At 52.1% G+C, this 17,593-nt stretch carries 14 protein-coding genes and 1 tRNA gene; 9 read left to right on the forward strand and 6 right to left on the reverse strand.

Annotated elements, in window-relative coordinates:
* The first annotated feature begins 104 nt into the window (after positions 1-104).
* Positions 105-725: a LysE family translocator gene (locus tag LGV68_RS06035; protein WP_104965909.1), complete on the forward strand. Its 621-nt coding sequence runs from the start codon at positions 105-107 to the stop codon at positions 723-725.
* 224 nt (positions 726-949) lie between these two features.
* Positions 950-1,663 (forward strand): recombinase family protein, encoded by a 714-nt coding sequence (locus LGV68_RS06040; protein WP_252536384.1) that lies wholly within the window; start codon positions 950-952, stop codon positions 1,661-1,663.
* A gap of 81 nt (positions 1,664-1,744) precedes the next feature.
* On the opposite strand, the gene LGV68_RS06045 is transcribed toward LGV68_RS06040, so the two are convergent.
* Positions 1,745-4,009, reverse strand: coding sequence for a penicillin acylase family protein (locus tag LGV68_RS06045; protein ID WP_252536385.1), 2,265 nt, complete (start codon positions 4,007-4,009; stop codon positions 1,745-1,747).
* 280 nt (positions 4,010-4,289) lie between these two features.
* Here LGV68_RS06045 and LGV68_RS06050 point away from each other — a divergent pair, with 280 nt between their 5' ends.
* The 6 genes from LGV68_RS06050 (at position 4,290) to fbpC (ending at position 12,308) form a co-directional block, all read left to right on the forward strand.
* Positions 4,290-4,916 carry a response regulator transcription factor gene (locus LGV68_RS06050; protein WP_061056692.1) on the forward strand — a complete coding sequence of 209 codons (627 nt, stop codon included), beginning with the start codon at positions 4,290-4,292 and terminating at the stop codon, positions 4,914-4,916.
* A 2-nt stretch (positions 4,917-4,918) separates the two neighbouring features.
* Entirely contained in the window at positions 4,919-6,484 is a 1,566-nt protein-coding gene (gene uhpB, locus LGV68_RS06055) for a signal transduction histidine-protein kinase/phosphatase UhpB (protein WP_222739804.1), read from the forward strand.
* 92 nt (positions 6,485-6,576) lie between these two features.
* Positions 6,577-7,896 carry an MFS transporter family glucose-6-phosphate receptor UhpC gene (gene uhpC, locus LGV68_RS06060; RefSeq protein ID WP_222817844.1) on the forward strand — a complete coding sequence of 440 codons (1,320 nt, stop codon included), beginning with the start codon at positions 6,577-6,579 and terminating at the stop codon, positions 7,894-7,896.
* A gap of 106 nt (positions 7,897-8,002) precedes the next feature.
* Positions 8,003-9,037, forward strand: a complete 1,035-nt coding sequence (locus LGV68_RS06065) for an ABC transporter substrate-binding protein (protein ID WP_222747280.1) — start codon at positions 8,003-8,005, stop codon at positions 9,035-9,037.
* A gap of 104 nt (positions 9,038-9,141) precedes the next feature.
* Complete coding sequence (locus LGV68_RS06070; protein WP_208563498.1) at positions 9,142-11,238, forward strand: iron ABC transporter permease; 2,097 nt, start codon at positions 9,142-9,144, stop codon at positions 11,236-11,238.
* Positions 11,239-11,249: 11 nt separating this feature from the next.
* Positions 11,250-12,308 carry a ferric ABC transporter ATP-binding protein gene (gene fbpC, locus LGV68_RS06075; RefSeq protein WP_252536386.1) on the forward strand — a complete coding sequence of 353 codons (1,059 nt, stop codon included), beginning with the start codon at positions 11,250-11,252 and terminating at the stop codon, positions 12,306-12,308.
* Between the two features lie 258 nt (positions 12,309-12,566).
* Here fbpC and LGV68_RS06080 read toward each other — a convergent pair.
* Positions 12,567-12,643, reverse strand: a tRNA-Arg gene (locus LGV68_RS06080).
* A gap of 201 nt (positions 12,644-12,844) precedes the next feature.
* On the opposite strand from LGV68_RS06080, the gene folD reads away from it, so the two are divergent.
* Complete coding sequence (gene folD, locus LGV68_RS06085) at positions 12,845-13,705, forward strand: bifunctional methylenetetrahydrofolate dehydrogenase/methenyltetrahydrofolate cyclohydrolase FolD (RefSeq protein ID WP_020327859.1); 861 nt, start codon at positions 12,845-12,847, stop codon at positions 13,703-13,705.
* A 70-nt stretch (positions 13,706-13,775) separates the two neighbouring features.
* Here the strand turns inward: folD and LGV68_RS06090 are convergent, their stop codons facing one another.
* The 4 genes from LGV68_RS06090 to LGV68_RS06105 form a co-directional block, all read right to left on the reverse strand.
* Complete coding sequence (locus LGV68_RS06090) at positions 13,776-14,981, reverse strand: NupC/NupG family nucleoside CNT transporter (protein ID WP_024373149.1); 1,206 nt, start codon at positions 14,979-14,981, stop codon at positions 13,776-13,778.
* Positions 14,982-15,190: 209 nt separating this feature from the next.
* Positions 15,191-16,138, reverse strand: a complete 948-nt coding sequence (locus LGV68_RS06095; protein WP_222769589.1) for a LysR family transcriptional regulator — start codon at positions 16,136-16,138, stop codon at positions 15,191-15,193.
* A gap of 90 nt (positions 16,139-16,228) precedes the next feature.
* A complete protein-coding gene (locus LGV68_RS06100) occupies positions 16,229-17,200 on the reverse strand; it encodes a lytic murein transglycosylase (RefSeq protein ID WP_024373147.1) in 972 nt (323 codons plus the stop codon).
* 24 nt (positions 17,201-17,224) lie between these two features.
* On the reverse strand, positions 17,225-17,503 hold the full coding sequence (locus LGV68_RS06105) for a YcgL domain-containing protein (protein WP_020327863.1): 279 nt from the start codon (positions 17,501-17,503) through the stop codon (positions 17,225-17,227).
* Positions 17,504-17,593: the final 90 nt, after the last annotated feature.

A 17,593-nucleotide genomic window follows, 5' to 3' on the forward strand; every position in this document is an offset into this window, starting at 1 on the left:
CTATAACTAATTCTCATGGTACCAGCGTGTGAATCGTATTGCGCATTCGTTCGGCTGCGCTTATTGTTGGGGCTCCGCAGTCCTCTTTTCATTTGGAACCTTTCATGAACACCGCACTTTTGGGCATGTTTATTCCCACTTTCTTCTTAGTCTCAATTACGCCAGGTATGTGTATGACACTTGCCCTTACCCTAGGTATGAGCATTGGTTACAAACGCACACTGTGGATGATGATTGGCGAGCTGATTGGGGTTGCCGTGGTGGCCGTCGCGGCCGTGGTGGGGATCGCAGCCGTCATGCTCAACTACCCTTGGCTGTTTACCGCCTTTAAAACCGTCGGAGCCTGTTACCTGTTCTACCTTGGCGTGCAAATGTGGCGATCAAAAGGCAAGTTGGCGCTCACTTCCGAGTCCGACACGCACTATCAGGGCAGCGATTGGGGCTTAATTGTTCAGGGTTTTGTCACCGCGATCGCCAACCCGAAAGGCTGGGCGTTTATGATTTCGTTGCTACCGCCATTTATCGACCAATCAGCCAGCCTGACACCACAATTAATTTTCCTTGTGTCGATCATCATGGTGTCCGAATTTGTCTGTATGACGCTCTACGCCACTGGCGGTAAAGGGTTAAAACGCGCCTTGGGCAAATCGCAAAACGTCCGTGTAATGAATCGCGTTTCCGGTTCCCTGATGATGGCCGTAGGCATTTGGCTCTTTGTAAGCTAAACGTTGTGAGCTAAACGTACCTTTTTGATTTATGACCTATCAAAGCGGCCTTGCCCCGCTTTCTTTACATGGCTTTACACTCCTAACAATCCCCTTTAAATTCAACAATTAATGTAAAAATTAGCACTAAACCGAAAACCCCATTGGTTCATTTGGTGTTTACAACATAATTCAAGCGCGTATATTTATGAGCTATAACATCAAATAAACCAAAAGGTGATGAAATGACTATCTATACCTACTCGCGCTTCTCGCCACGCAACCCAGATTTCCAGCAAGATATGGAAGCGCTCATAGCGGCCTTCCCCGACGCCACACACATTGAAGATTCCGCTCGCGGCCGCATGCCGGCTATGGAACGCCCAGACTTTGTCGCCTTAGTCGACACACTGCAAAGCGGCGACACGCTGGCCGTCAACTGGCTGAGCAGCATCAGCAAAGATTTCCAGCAGTGCCAACACGTATTGCAACTGCTGATGGAGAAAAACGTCACGCTAAAAACCACCAAACCAGCCATGACGGTGACTCCGGGCAGCGAAACAGCCGCGGCAATTGCACTGGTGCTGGAAGGGTATGGACAAGCGGACACGCGCCATCGCTTACATGCCGCAGAAATGGGCCGCCGCGCCCTGCGCGAAGATGGCCGCGCGTGGAAAGAGAAATTCCGCGGCCGCCCAGCCAACAAAGAGAAACACATGAAAATCGCTGGCCTGCTGCTGGAAGGCAAAACACTGGAAGAAGTCGCACAAATCTGCGATTGCAGCCTGTCGACGGTTAAACGCGTCAAAAGCCGGGTCAGCGAACACGATGACGAAGGCGCGCTGCGTCGCCGTGGTCACGGCCAACACCGTCATGGGATGCATCGCGGTGGTCACCGTGGCGAAGGTCGTGGTGAAGGTCGTCGACACCGAGGCCGCCCAACGGACAGCGATGAATAAGATTCCGACAAACGTCTGGAGACAAAACGGCGCCTGATGGTGCCGTTTTTTATTCAAGTCATGCCATTCGAAGACGGAACACTAACTCATCCGCAGCGACGCGGTTTCGGTGAACGTTGCCGCATCGAGTTGCGCTTCAGTAAAGGGAATGTCGTGCAGTTGTTTATTGGCAAACTGTTGCAATTGCGTTGTTCTTCCCAGAGATTCAACGCCATCACGCTGGCCGTGACTGAGGATGCCTTGGACGGTAATGCCCTGATCATCCCACGTCGCCAACTGCACATACGCACTGCCGAACAAAATATGCGGGAAGCCGTATTTATCAAGCGGAGCAGGCATTTCACCATTGAGAAGCCCTTCCTGATACGAGCCGCCATGCAAGGCGATTTTGGTGTTATCCGCCGTCTCAAACAGTGCCTCGCCCCACGCAGTATCGAGTGCAAATCCCAACGCATTCAGCTCATCAACGGCATCGGCCAACGCCTGTGTGATCACCGGTCCATTCGCCTCACGGGTATCCAGTTGAGAACCCAGTGTCGGATCGCCACTGCTGGGGACGTTCAACACATTGAGTTGCACAATGCGGTTCCAGAACAGATGGAATAACAGCGCGCCTTGGCTGGTCGCATTGTTTTTGCGATCCCATCGACTCAGCACTTCGCACGCTTGGCACACCGTGGCGGAAGCAGAAACACGCCCAACGCTTAAGATCTGATCAAGAAACGTTTCTGCGGCGTAGTTGCGGTTATCAAAGATGATCGGCAAGACCTTGTCTGACGTGATGGGGCCTTCGGCCGTGAGTTCATCCAGCCGGCGCGTTGACATGATCAACCTTGGGTCATAACGCAGCCCGGCAGCAATGTGTTTGCCCACTTGATACGCCGCTTTATGCTGGCCAAATACCGACGGAAAATCCGGTTGAACTGCCCCGTATTCAGAAAATTTATAGCTGTTGTTGGTGTTTTGAATGATGCCGCGCGAGATAACCGTCGGGTAAAACGAGGCGGGCGCCAGCATTGGTCGCCCATCGCTGCCACGCAAAAAGGCATCGGAGCGCGTACCATCCAGCACATTAAACGCCGATTCCGCATCGCCAACGTGGCGCTGGGCCATGGCGTCATCATTCAGCGGCGGCACATTGCCCGCGACCACATAAGCCACCTCACCGTGGCGGTCGGCCACCACCAACTGGCACAAAATCCCCCGCTGCGATTCGATGGCCGCAACAAAGTCCCGGGTCGACGTGGTTTTCGCTGCTGCCATGAACTGATCCAGCCCGCGCGCATTCTGCTCTCCGGGGTTGGTGATGGCATACCAACCTTGCGGTTTGCCCACGCGATGCGGCAGGTGATAGAGCACCCCGAGTTCTGATTCAAGAAACTCATAATGGCGTGTCGCGATCTCGCCGGACGCTTCTAACACCTCGACCGCCACGGCGCGAATCGATAATGGACGGTTTTCACTATCGACTCGATAGCTCAGTGTATTGCCTGACGTGTGAATCGCCATTTTCTGCAACACAAACGGCGTCACCGACGCCGCATCTAAAATGCTCCACGCCACGTCGGCGTTATAGCCAGTCATCGGCAGCGGGAAACCAAGAAATGAGGTACCTGCGACGTCTAGCTCGCCGGGAATGGTCAAATGGTACTGATGCATGTAAATGCGTTGCTGATGCGGCGTTCTTTTCCAGGCCGAATGGGGGTTGCCAAGCAAGATCGCACGCTCTCCTGCGACAACATCGCCACCAAATGCCCAGGCGTTACTGCCAAAGCCACCCTCCACTTCAACCGGTGTCGCATGCGGTGAATCGACCGTGCCAGGTGCGGATTCCGAGTGCCATTGCTGCGCCGACGAAACAAGGTGCGGGCCAATTTCCACCAGCTCTTTCATGATGCCAAAGCGCATCGCGGCCCTTACCACGTCTTGCTCGGTAAAGGTCACCAGCGGTTCATCGGCGCGCCAACGCTGCTTCTCCTCTGCTGGCATCTGATCCACATAGTGATTCAATCCGCGCACGTAGCCTTGCACGTACTCACGCGTTTGCGTGCTGAGCTTTGCCAGTTCATTTTCGACCCACTCAGGCGGCAAACGTAAACGAAACATCAGATCGGAATTCAGGTTGGTGGTTTTGAGAAAACCAATGGTGGAAAAGCGCTCCGCACCATAATGTTTTGAGCGCTCACCCCGCAAGGTGATCACCTGACCGGATAGCTCACACAAGCGGTCGCGCGCATGCACGTAACCGTAACCAAAACCCAAACTTACGTAATTCTGCGCTTCGATGTGCGGAACATCATGATCCGTCCAACGAATATTAACCTGATCCCATTCGTGTTGATTCATACCGTTAAAGCCTGCCTGTCGTATTGCATTGTCTTAGAAAATTTAACGATAATGATAACACATATCATTTGCATAAAATCCCCTATGCAGATCAACTTTAGGTGCTTTGTTGAGTACGCTTTTCAGTGAGAAACGGTGCGAGAGGGACAGTCAGTGACTTACACAACCCGAATGGTCAAATAATCGTGCTGTGCAGTACCTCTCGATAACGCAACGCAATACCCGATAGACTGCCAATCATTATTGAGAGTGTTCACAAAAGCTTCATAAATAAACAACAATGATAAAAATAGCTCTGATTGACGACCATACCATCGTACGTTCCGGATTCGCTCAGTTACTGAATCTGGAGCAAGACATTGCTGTTGCCGGCGAATTTGACAGCGCTAGTGACGCCTTTCGCGGATTAACCCAAACGCCTGTGGATGTGGCGGTCATCGACATCTCGATGCCGGACGAAAATGGCTTGAGCCTGTTAGAAAGGCTTCGCCAACGCGATCCGGCGTTCAAAGCCATCATTCTCAGCATCTACGATTCCGCCTCTTTTGTTAAGAAGGCGCTCGATGCTGGCGCTCAAGGCTATCTGTCTAAACGGTGTGGCCCGAGTGAACTGGCGAGCGCCATTCGCACCGTGGCGGCAGGCAAGCGCTATTTGTGTGCCGATGCGCTGGTCAATCTCAGCAACCCGGACATCAACAATGTGCTGGTCGATCTGACCAAACGCGAGCTGGAAGTGTTTGACCAGTTGATACAAGGTAAAGAAGTTAAAGAAATTGCGCAGGCGCTGTTTCTCAGCCACAAGACGGTGCATGTGCACCGCGCAAACATCCTCAGCAAACTCAACCTGACTAATAATGTCGACCTGATTCGTTTTGCCATACAGCACCATCTGTTAGCGGAAGGCTAAGTATGCCGGGACTCATGTTTACGCTGACCTTCAGCTTTCTGCTCTACAGCATCAGTCAGTTCAGTTTGTGGAACATCAGCCAATATCTGAGTCAGGCCCCACTGCACGCGTATCTCTTATTTCCCACGGGCCTGAGATTAGCGGTTTATCTGCTGGTGAAGCCCGCTTACCTCTGGGTACTGATCCTCAGCGATCTGCTACTGGCGGGTGCGATTCTGGTGTATCTGCCCACCGAAGCGGATTCGGTGTTGTTGCTGATGCCGTTTGTCGCCTGGTTTGCGACCTCTTTTGCCCGCAAACGCTGGCAACACCTCACTCTCTATTGGCAAAAACTGCTGTTGATTGTCGCGCTGGTCATCGTGCACAGCGCAGCCACCGGACTGACGTTCGTGCTGCTCGGTAAGCCACTTCGCATCAACGCCGACACCATCACCGCCGTCACGGTCGCATCGCTGACTGGCGGAATCGTGTTGACGCCGTTTCTCTATCTGGTTGCTGACTACCTGCGCCATCAGACCTGGTCACCCCTGACACCGCAACTCATCCATCAGGATGTAAAACTGAAGCCGAAAATGCTGGTCTGGAGCCTGTTTTTCTTCGCCTTAGGATTGCTGGCTGAACTGACTCTGCTGGACCAAATGAAGCCATTTGCGCTGCTGATCATCATGTTGCCAACCATATTCATGGCCTACCGCTATGGCTGGCAAGGAGGGGTACTGGCGAGCAGCTTGAACTGCATCCTGCTCGCCACTGCACGTCAGATCAGCGGCTCATTTGACTCCGATCAGGAGCTGCTGATTTTCATGTCCAGCCAGGCGTTGGTTGGTCTGGGACTGGGGATCGCAATCAGTCGTCAGCATCAGTTGGCGCTACTGGTGCAGAAGGTCAACCTCCGGCTGGCACGGGAGCTCGAAGAAAAGCAGAATCTGGCGCGCCAACTGGTTTCCGTCGAGGAACAAATTCGCAAATCGGTAGCCAGAGAACTGCACGATGAAATCGGTCAGAACATCACAGCGATACAGATCCAATCCATGCTGGCGCAGCGGCTGGCCGAAGATGAACAGGCCCGGAACGCCGCCGCAAGTATTCAGTCTCTGGCGATGCGAATCCACCATTCCACCCGCCAACTGTTAAAGCAGTTGCGACCCCATATCCTTGATGAGCTTGGGCTGGAACATGCCATTCGTCAGTTGATCCAAGAGATGCGTTTCAGCCAACAAGGCATTCAGGTTGGCCTCAATATGGGTGTGGATCCGCAAAAACTTGACGATACCACCAGCGTGACGCTGTTTCGCATCGTGCAGGAGCTGCTCAACAACGTCTCCAAACACGCCAAAGCACGCACTGTTAATATCAGCCTGTTCCCCGGCAGCGATATGGTATTGGAAGTGAAAGACGACGGCGTTGGCCTGCCGTCGGACTGGCGCATTCGTGGTCAGGGTCTGAAAGGATTGGCTGAGCGGGTGTCCGCGCTGGGTGGCAGCCTCAACGTCACCACGCCATCTTCGCCTAAGGGCGGTACGCGCATAATTGTTAACCTGCCCACAAAATCATCACCTACTGACTAAAAACTAGGAATATTTCCTAGATGAATACAACTCCTTCTCATGTTTTTCCTGCTCCTTCTCTCTAGGATCAGATTCAACAAGGACAAACAAGCATGAAGATTGTGCCGACACTCAACAACAGCACAAACATGGACACCAATCAGGCTTACCGCTACTGGCGCATTCAATTGATGGTTTCCATGTATGTCGGATACGCCGTCTTTTACCTGACCCGTAAAAGCTTCAACTTCGCGCTGCCGGGCATGCTGACAGATTTAGGCCTCGACTATTCCGATCTTGGTCTGTTAAGCACCCTGTTTTACCTCACTTACGGCGTCTCCAAGTTTGTGTCCGGGCTGATGATAGACCATTCGCGCTCACGCTACTTTATGGGGCTGGGTTTGCTGGCTACCGGCATCGTCAATATCGCCTTTGGCTTCAGTTCATCCTTGCTGGCGTTTACGTTGCTGTGGACAGTCAACGCGTTCTTTCAGGGTTGGGGCTGGCCAGCCTGTGCCAAGATCCTGACCAGTTGGTACTCGCGCAGTGAGCGGGGCTTCTGGTGGTCCATCTGGAATACCTGCCACAACTTGAGTGGCGCGCTGATCCCGGTTGCGATTGGCTTTATCAGCCTGAATTTTGGCTGGCGTTACGGGTTTATCGTGCCCGGCTGTGTGGCGGTACTGGTTGGCATCTGGCTCTGCTATCGCATTCAGGAAAAGCCGACTGAAATGGGATTGCCCTCGGTCGGACAATGGCGCAACGACGCACTGGAACTCGAACATGAAAAGGAAGGGCAAGGCCTGCTCTTTAATGCTGCGGTCTATCGCTATGTACTGACCAATCGCTACATCTGGCTGCTGTGTGGATCTTATTTGCTGGTATATGTCGTGCGCATCGCGATTAACGATTGGGGCGCTCTGTATCTGGTTGAGCGCCATTCCTTTGATGTGCTGAGCGCCAACAGCGCCGTTTCGATGTTTGAAGTGGGCGGATTTCTGGGCTCACTGTTTGGCGGCTGGGGTTCGGACCGATATTTCCATGGTAACCGTGCGCCAATGAATCTGATTTTTGCATTAGGCATTTTTGCTTCGGTCGCGGCGCTGTGGCTGACCCCCGTCGACCACATTGGCTTTCTGGCCGGATGTTTTTTCTGTATCGGCTTTTTCGTCTTCGGCCCACAAATGATGATCGGCATGGCCGCTGCCGAATGTGCCAGAAAAGACCTGGCAGGCACCGCCACCGGATTTATCGGCTTGTTCAGTTATCTGGGCGCCGCACTGGCGAGTTACCCGATGTCTCTGGCTATCGAGCATTGGGGCTGGGAAGGCTTTTTCTGTTTGATTACCGCGGCAGCAGCCGTGATCAGTTTGCAACTGCTGCCGTTTATAAAAGCTCAACAACCGAATTCGGACGATGAGCTACCAATATGATGAAAACTCTACCATCCAACAACGTGACAATGCTTCGCTTGGTGACCTGATTGGCGTTTTTGCCTGACCGGGGATTCTGGCAGGCATAAACAAGAGGGAAAACCCAATGATTGTTAACGCAAAACGTACGCTGCTCGCACTAAGTATCCTCGGTTCGGTGATGGCCGCGCCCGCTGCTCAGGCGGCCGGTCGTCTGGTTGTCTACTGCAGCGCCACCAACGCCATGTGTGAAGCGGAAACCAAAGCGTTTGCCGACAAATATGATGTGAAAACATCCTTTGTTCGCAACGGCTCAGGCAGCACGCTGGCTAAAATCGATGCTGAGAAAAATAACCCGCGTGCCGATGTCTGGTACGGCGGCACGCTCGACCCTCAATCTCAAGCGGGTGAAATGGACTTGCTGCAAGCCTATCAGTCTCCTCAGCTTGATAACATCATGACCAACTTCCGCGATCCAGCCAAACGCAAAGGGAACTACTCGTCCGCCGTCTACATGGGCATTCTTGGCTTTGGTGTCAACACCGAGCGTCTGGCTCAGAAAGGCATTCCAGTTCCTCGCTGCTGGAGCGATCTGACCAAACCGGTGTATCAGGGCGAAATTCAGATTGCTGATCCACAAAGTTCAGGCACAGCCTACACCGCGCTGGCCACCTTCATTCAACTTTGGGATGAGCCAACGGCCTTTGAATACTTCAAACAACTCGACAAAAACGTCTCTCAATACACCAAATCAGGCGTGACTCCGTCACGTAACTCTGCGCGCGGCGAAATCGCCATCGGCATTGGTTTCCTTCATGACTATTCACTTGAACAAGCCAAAGGTGCGCCACTGGAGCTGATTTCTCCTTGTGAAGGCACTGGCTACGAAATTGGCGGTGTAAGCATTATCAAAGGTGCCCGTAACCTGGACAATGCCAAACTGTTCGTTGACTGGGTGCTATCGAAAGAAGGTCAGGAACTGGCATGGCAACAAGGCGAATCGTTCCAAATCCTGACCAACACCTTGGCAGAGCAATCGCCGAATGCCCTCAATCCGAAAGACCTCAAATTGATTAATTACGACATGGAAACCTACGGTTCTTCCGATGAGCGTAAGCGTTTGATCACCAAATGGGTGAACGACGTCAAGATGGGCAACTAATCCATCAGTTCTTTCTGACCGTCCTCTGACGGCTTTCATCACCTGACACTCAGTCTGCTGGTTCTGGCGGGCAGGCTGAGTGCAGCTCAAAAAAAGGTTCCAACATGAACGAGCGAATTCAGGCTTTGAACCTCACGACCAGCCAGCCACGGCGCATCGATGCCGTTTTTTACTGGCTTGGCGTGATGGTGTTTAGCTTTATCCTTCTGCCATCCTTTGCTTTGGACTATGGTCTGTTTGAATCGACCGCAGACGAGTTTTACGACGCGATGGGCTGGAGCTCTGTCAATATTTCCTGGCTCTGGTTCAGCCTGCCTCTGCTTCTGATTGTTCGCCCATTGCAACCCGCAGGACGTCAGCACAAAGTCCGCCATTACCTGGATATTGGTTATTCCGCGCTGTGCATGCTGGTGATACTGATCAGCTCCTGGCTGGCGCATCAGGGTTTGGGTTATTCCACCATCTTGCTGTTTATTGCGCTTGGCGCTGTCATGACCACGGCTTTCGCCCGCCTTGAATATTTGGGCGGCGACCATTTTGTGATTGGGTCGCTCATCAGCATTATTTTGCTGATTGCCATTTTCATTATTTTTCCAAGCATCGCGATTTTTCTGCCGATGTTCAAAGATGAGATGGGCCAATGGACCGCGTGGCAATTTATGGAGATTCTCTCGCAATCTCATACCCTGTCGGTGATCCGCAACTCCATCGTTCTGGGTATTGCGGTGGGGGTGGGTGCCACGTTCTTTGGTTTGATCTTCGCCATTTACACCACGCGCATCGCCAAACGGTCGGCGTTTATTGCCCGCGTGTTTTCCATTCTGCCCATCGTGACCCCGCCGTTCATCGTCGGACTCGGCGTGACCTTAATGCTGGGTCGCTCTGGTTACATCACTGAATTGATGGTGGACTGGTTCGGGCTGCAAAAAACCAACTGGTTATATGGTTTTACCGGCATTTGGCTGGCTCAGGTTCTCGCGTTTGCGCCAATGTCGTTCATGATTCTGGATGGCGCCCTCAAATCCCTCCATCCGTCACTGGAAGAGGCGTCTTACACGCTGAAAGCCAACCGTTATCAGACATTCTTTGGCATCATTATTCCGCTCTTGAAACCGGCGCTCGCTAACTCGTTCCTGATTATTTTCGTGCAGTCGTTGGCCGATTTCAGTAACCCGTTGGTGCTGGGCGGAAGCTTTGACGTTCTGGCGACCCAAATCTACTTCTACATCGCCGGAGCACAGCTCGATTATGCCTCTGCCAGTACGCTGGGTTCTGTCCTGCTGCTGTTCTCTCTGGCCATCTTTGTCGTCCAGTATCTGTGGATTGGGCAACGTTCCTACGTCACGATTTCCGGCAAAGCCTATCGTGGCGACGTGCAGGATATGCCAGCGTCACTCAAACTGGGCGTCACCTTGACGTTGTATGTCTGGATGGTGTTTAACGTGCTTCTGTACGGCAGCATCTTCTTTGGTAGTTTCACCGTGAACTGGGGGGTGGATTACACGCTCACACTGCAAAACTACCTCAACCTGTTTGGCAACGGCATGTCTGATGGTGCCTGGCCGTCACTCATCACGACCATGATTTACGCAGGTGTCGCTGCGCCAATCACCGCCCTGTTCGGCTTGCTGATTGCGTATGTAGTGGTTCGTCAGCAGTTCTACGGTAAAAAGGTCATCGAATTCTCGACCATGCTCTGCTTTGCCGTTCCGGGCACCGTGGCGGGTGTGTCGTATATTCTGGCGTTTAACGATGCGCCTATTTACCTGACGGGCACCGCGGCAATTGTGGTGATCTCGATGGTGATGCGTAACGTGCCGGTGGGCATTCGCTCCGGTATCGCCGGACTTGGTCAGCTCGATAAATCACTTGATGAAGCGTCATTGAGCCTGCGCGCCAGTTCCCTGCAAACCATTCGTCACATCATCCTGCCACTGCTGCGCCCGGCGATTCTGTCGACACTGGTCTACAGCTTTGTGCGTGCGATGACGACGGTAAGCGCGATTATCTTTCTGGTTACCCCGGAAACCCGTGTTGCCACGTCGTACATACTGAACCGCGTCGAAGACGGTGAATACGGGATTGCCATTGCGTATGGCTCTGTCCTGATTGTGGTGATGTTAGCCATCATTCTGTTGTTTGATTTATTGGTCGGTGAAGCTCGAATTTCCCGCTCCAAAGCCACCAACCAAGATTCCTAGGAGATGTCACCATGGAAAAACAAAACTTCGTTGTACTGAAAAACATCTGCAAGCGATTCGGTAACAATACCGTGATCGGTCATCTGGATTTGGAAATTAAGAAAGGCAGCCTGGTGACCCTGCTCGGTCCGTCGGGTTGCGGTAAAACAACTGTGCTGCGTTTGGTGGCCGGACTGGAAAAACCCACCAGCGGCCAAATCTTTATCGACGGTGAGGATGTGACGGAACGTTCCATTCAGCAGCGCGACATCTGTATGGTGTTTCAGTCGTACGCCCTTTTCCCACATATGTCCTTGAATGAGAACGTGGCGTATGGGCTAAAAATGCTCAAACTTCCGGCCGAAGAAATTCGCCAGCGGGTCGATGAAGCGTTGAAAATCGTCGACTTGGAAGGTATGGGTGAGCGCTTTGTCGATCAGATCTCCGGTGGCCAGCAGCAACGCGTTGCCCTCGCCCGGGCTCTGGTACTCAAACCCAAAGTGCTGTTATTCGACGAACCCTTAAGTAACCTGGACGCCAACCTGCGCCGCAGCATGCGTGAAACCATTCGCGAGTTGCAACAACGTTTCGACATTACCTCGCTGTATGTCACGCACGATCAGGCTGAAGCCTTTGCGGTATCGGATACGGTGATCGTGATGAAAAGCGGGGAGATCATGCAGATTGGATCGCCGCAAGAGCTCTACAAGTCGCCGAAATCGATGTTTATGGCGAACTTTATGGGTGAAGCGAATCTGTTTCAGGGCCATTTCGACGGTGAACGTATTCACATTCATGGTTACGCGATTGATGCCGACCCAGAGGCGACGCAAGGCAAAGCGAAGGGAGAATATCAGATTGGTGTTCGCCCGGAAGCCATTTCCCTGAGTACGCAGGGCGAAAACAGCCAGGCATGTGAGGTACTCAAATACGCGTACATGGGTTCAATGTATGAAGTCACGGTCAAATGGCACGATCAGGAGCTGCTGCTGCAACTGAACTCAGCCCAATTTCGCCAGGATCTGACCAAACACGCTTATCTCGAGTTCAACCCGAGAGGGCTGTTCTTGCTCCCTGCCGACGAGGCCTAGTTCATTTTCGGCAAATCACCCCCACTTCGGTGGGGTTTCTTATTTCTATCACTCAGTGGAGAAAACATTCTGATTTAAAGCCACCAGTGAGTAGTAATACTCAAACTGTCCCTCGAATCCAAAGCGACTCGCACCTTACTCTCAAAACGAAGTGATAGTAGCGACACATTTCTCGTTGAAGCAGGTATACAATATGCTCACCAATGGAGCGCCAGAAACGAAAAAGCCCCAGCAGAAACTGCTGAGGCTTGGAATAAATGGCACGCCCTGTAGGATTCGAACCTACGACCACATCCTTAGAAGGGACGTGCTCTATCCAGCTGAGCTAAGGGCGCGCTACAGGGAGAGGATTATACGAGTTAGAGAGGGTAAATCAACGGCTTTGTCTAACATTATGTTTCAAATGACCAAAATTTTGTCACTCAGACAATAAGTGCTGAAAAACAGAACAAAGCAAACGTTTGCTTATAGATGTTCTTCAAAATATCTGCGACAATGCGCGCAAAAATTTTCACTACGAATGTGTAAGGAAAGTCATGACTGCTCAAAATATTGATGGAACACTCATTTCTCAGACAGTACGTTCCGAGGTTGCGGCCCGTGTTAAGGCCCGCACTCAAGCAGGGCTGCGCGCACCTGGTCTGGCTGTGGTTTTAGTGGGTGAAGACCCGGCTTCTCAGGTCTACGTGGGCAGTAAACGCCGCGCTTGTGAAGAAGTGGGATTTGTTTCTAAGTCGTTTGACTTACCGGCAACCGCCACCGAAAACGAACTGTTGGCTCTGGTTGATCAACTGAATAACGATCCGGAAATCGACGGCATTCTGGTTCAGCTGCCTCTGCCTGCCGGCATTGACTCCACTCAGGTGCTGGAGCGCATCGTTCCGGAAAAAGACGTCGATGGTTTCCATCCTTACAACGTCGGTCGTTTGGCTCAGCGCATTCCTAAGCTGCGCTCTTGCACGCCAAAAGGCATCATTACGCTGTTGGATCGCTACAACATTCCGCTGCGCGGCAAACACGCGGTCATCGTGGGCGCTTCGAACATTGTCGGTCGCCCAATGACACTGGAACTGCTGCTGGCCGGCTGTACGACGACAACTTGTCATCGCTTTACCAAAGATCTGGAACATCACGTCCGTCAGGCTGATGTACTGGTGGTCGCGGTCGGTAAGCCGAATTTCATTCCTGGCGCGTGGATCAAAGAAGGCGCGATCGTGGTCGATGTCGGTATCAACCGTCTCGACACTGGTAAACTGGTTGGCGATGTGGAATACGATGTAGCTCGCACTCGCGCCAGCTTCATTACGCCGGTTCCGGGTGGTGTTGGCCCAATGACCGTTGCCAGCCTGATTGAAAACACCATGCTGGCCTGCGAGCAGTACCACACCAATAAGTGATGCTGTTTAGCAAGTTCCAAAAACAAAAACCCCAGCCTAGGCTGGGGTTCTTTTTAGCTTAAGAAAGCACTTACAGTGACAGAATCACGCCGGCAATCGAAGCGCTCATCAGGTTCGCCAGAACGCCAGCGGCGATCGCGCGAAAACCGTATTTGGAGATGAAGCTACGACGCTCAGGGACCAGACTGCCCAAACCACCAATCAGAATTGCCATGCTGGAGATATTGGCAAAGCCACACAGCGCGAAGGTTACGATAGCCTGCGAATGTGCGCTCAGCTGCGATTTCACATCCATCAATTGGATAAAGGCGACAAACTCGTTCACCACAATCTTGTTACCGATCAGCGAACCTGCCGTGATGGCTTCGTTCCATGGAATACCAATCAGCCAAGCCAGTGGTGCGAACAGATAGCCCAGAATCAGTTGGAAACTCAGTTCGATACCAAACAGTCCGCCAACCCAGCCCAACATGCCGTTCAGCAGCGCAATCACACTGACAAACGCCAGCAAAGTCCCGCCCACCGCTACGGCAATACGCACACCGGACATCGCACCGTCAGCCACAGCTTCCACCACGTTAGTCGCTTGCGGCAGATCCAGTTCGTGCGATTCAACCTGAACGTCGACCGTACCCTGCTCTGGTACCAGCAGTTTGGCCATCAGCAAACCCGCTGGTGCAGACATAAACGCGGCCGCAATCAGATAGCTCAAATCCACACCCAGCGATGCATAGCCCACCAGCGTGCCACCCGCAACCGATGCCAAACCACAGGTCATCACTGCGAAGAATTGCGAATCGCTCATTTGCTTCAGGTAAGGTTTTACCACCAGCGGCGCTTCGACCATCCCGACGAAAATGTTCGCAGTCGCTGACAGTGACTCAGCACGGCCAGTACCCAGCAGTTTCTGAATGCCGCCGCCAATCAGATTGATCACTTTCGGCATCAGGCCGATGTGGTACAAACCGGAGATCAGCGCCGAGAAGAAAATGATGATACCCAGCACGTTTACGGCAAACACAAAACCAACACTGCCGGTTGCAATGCCGCCAAAAATAAACGCAATGCCTTCCTGGCCATAGTTGATCAGCTTCGACACACTTTCGGTCACCGCATGCAGCACTTCTTTACCCGCGGGTACGTACAGCACCAACAACGCAAAAATCACTTGCAGAGCAAACGCCAGCGCCACTGTGCGCAGCTGAATATTTTTTCTATCTGTAGAAAGTAACCAGGCAATGACCAGAATTGCCACAACACCAATAAGAGAAGACATAACGCCATCCAAATAAAAGGGGAACAGGAAAGGCGTCGGATTGTATAGCAGGAAAACGTGTGCGCAACTCGGGTTTGTTAATCAGCTGTGTTCAGAAACGCATTCCATTCCACGTTACTCATAACCCATTGATTTAACGGTGACTAAACGTTTGCTATTGAGTTGTTTTTCCAAATGGAAAAAATGTTTTGAAAACAAGAAACAATCCATCACAACGATGGCAGGCGAACATAGGGTTCCAGTTGGGTATCCCAGTAACACGGTTCACCAATTTTCTGTTTGAGAAACTCGATCACGGCCGAGGTTTTCTTAGGCAGATGTTGGCGACTGGGATAAACGGCATAGAAAGGCATATTCTGGCTGGCCTGCCAGTCCGGCAGCAGTTGAATAAGTTTGCCACTGCGAAATTCATCGCGGATCAGATAGGTGGCCAGATACGCAATCCCCCACCCTGACACCGCGGCATCACGCACCGCTTCAGCCAAGTCGACCGAATAGTTGCCGGAGACTTTAATGCTCAGTTGCTGCTCACGGTTACGGAACGCCCAACGCGTGTAGTCTCGATCCCAGCTGCGATAGATGAGGCAGTTGTGATCCAACAGATCGTTCGGTGTCTGCGGTGTGGAGTGATGCAACAGATAATCCGGGGAGGCGGCCACCACAAACTTGCAGTCCGCGAGGCGCTGGGCAATATAGCCTTCCGGCAGATGTTCGTTACTGGTGATCCACAAATCGAGCCCTTCGCTCAGCATATCGATTTTGTAGTCGAACAGATGTACTTCGACCTGCAAATTCGGATACTGCTGACGCAGTTCTTCAAGCGCAGGCAATACATGCAGCGAGCCAAAGGATTGCGACAACCCCAGACGCAGCAGGCCAGAGACTTCCTCACGCTGGTTAATCAGCTCATTATCGGCATCGCTGACCAAATCAACCAACTGCTCACAATGGCGATAGAACAACTCACCAGCTTCCGTCACCGTAAAACTGCGCGTGGTGCGCTGAACCAGTTTAATGCCCACCGAGGCTTCGAGTTGTGCCAGTTGTTTACTGACGTGCGACACCGACACGCCTAAATTGCGCGCAGCGGCGGTAAAGCTCTGATGTTTGATCAGCGCAGCGAACATCACCATCTGACTGGCCCGGTCTGCTAACACAGCAACTCCTGATTTGGCTTAGTACACCGCAAATTAATCCTCTTGCAGTGTGGGGGGATATAATTAAGGGCTCTGCAGAGCCCTTAGTGGTTAAAATTTGATTCGGTCGGCTAAGTGACTGACCGCGAGCGCAAAGTAATACGAGCGGTTCCACTTCATCAGTACATTGTAGTTGTTGTACACCAGATAAATACGGCCACTTTCGTCGTCCGGCATGATCAACCAGGCTTTGATGTCGTCATCCAGCTTGGGCAGCGGTTTACCGTCGTAGCGGGTAACACCGAGTTTGCTCCACTCTTGCAGGAACTTGCCTTTCTCGGCCTGGCGACCTTCCAGCGCGTGATCAAACCCTTTCGGAATTTTCACCTGGCGTCCCCAGGTGTACTTGTCATCCCACCCGGACTGGCTCAGATAGTTGGCCGTGGAAGCAAACACATCTTCTTTGCTACCCCAAATGTCTTTCTTGCCATCGCCATTACCATCGGCGGCGAACGCCAAAAAGGAACTTGGCATAAACTGGCACTGACCCATCGCACCAGCCCATGAACCTTTCATTTCATCGGCTTTGATGTGGCCCTGCTGCAGAATTTGTAGTGCGGCCATGGTTTCCTTACGGAAAAATTCTTCACGGCGACCTTCGTAGGCCATGGTCGACAACGCATCAATCACGCTGTAACGACCCATGTGCGCGCCAAAGTTACTTTCCACGCCCCATAACGCCACAATAAATCGCGGCTGCACGCCGTACTCTTTGCCGATGCGTTGCAGTTCATCGTAATGCTTTTCGTACAGTGCCTGCGCCTGGTTCACTTTCCACTCAGGCACAGCACGCGGAATGTATTCATCCAGAGTGAGCTTTTTCTCTGGCTGATTGCGATCCGCCACCACGGCACGAGGTTTGTACTCCACATCGGAAAAGGCATCGGTCAGCACTTGTTCAGAAATCCCTTCCTGACGCGCTTGTTGTTTGAGGCCTTCCACGTACTGTTCAAAGCTGATTTCATTCGCCAGAACCGGCGTTGAAAGGGTTAATCCCAGAATAACTGACAATAATTTTTTCAAGATGCCCTCCCCGAGTCATCCCGCTCAGGATTTGCGCTGAGCTTTTTCTTCTTTGTATTTCTCTAACAGATTCTCTGGAGGCGGCGGCAATTGCAAGAAGAAACCCTGTTCTTCCAGCGACGCTTTGACGTTATCCACATTAACCTGCGCTAACTGACGCTTTTCCAGATTCACCAGCATAACGAACACAGGTTTACCGAACATCTGCATCAGAGTGTCAGGGACCTGTGAAAAATCATCGCGTTTCGGGATGTAGAGATAGGTACCGTCTTTCTTAGAACTTTTGTAGATAGAACAAAGCATGAGAAGCCTTTTGTTGTCTTTAATCCGCCTTCCGGCTGAATTTGTCTATAAATGGTCAACTTTTACTAAAATTGAGCCTAAATCACTCAT

The sequence above is a fragment of the Vibrio sp. LQ2 genome (assembly GCF_023920125.1).
In the GTDB taxonomy this organism is placed as follows: domain Bacteria; phylum Pseudomonadota; class Gammaproteobacteria; order Enterobacterales; family Vibrionaceae; genus Vibrio; species Vibrio fluvialis.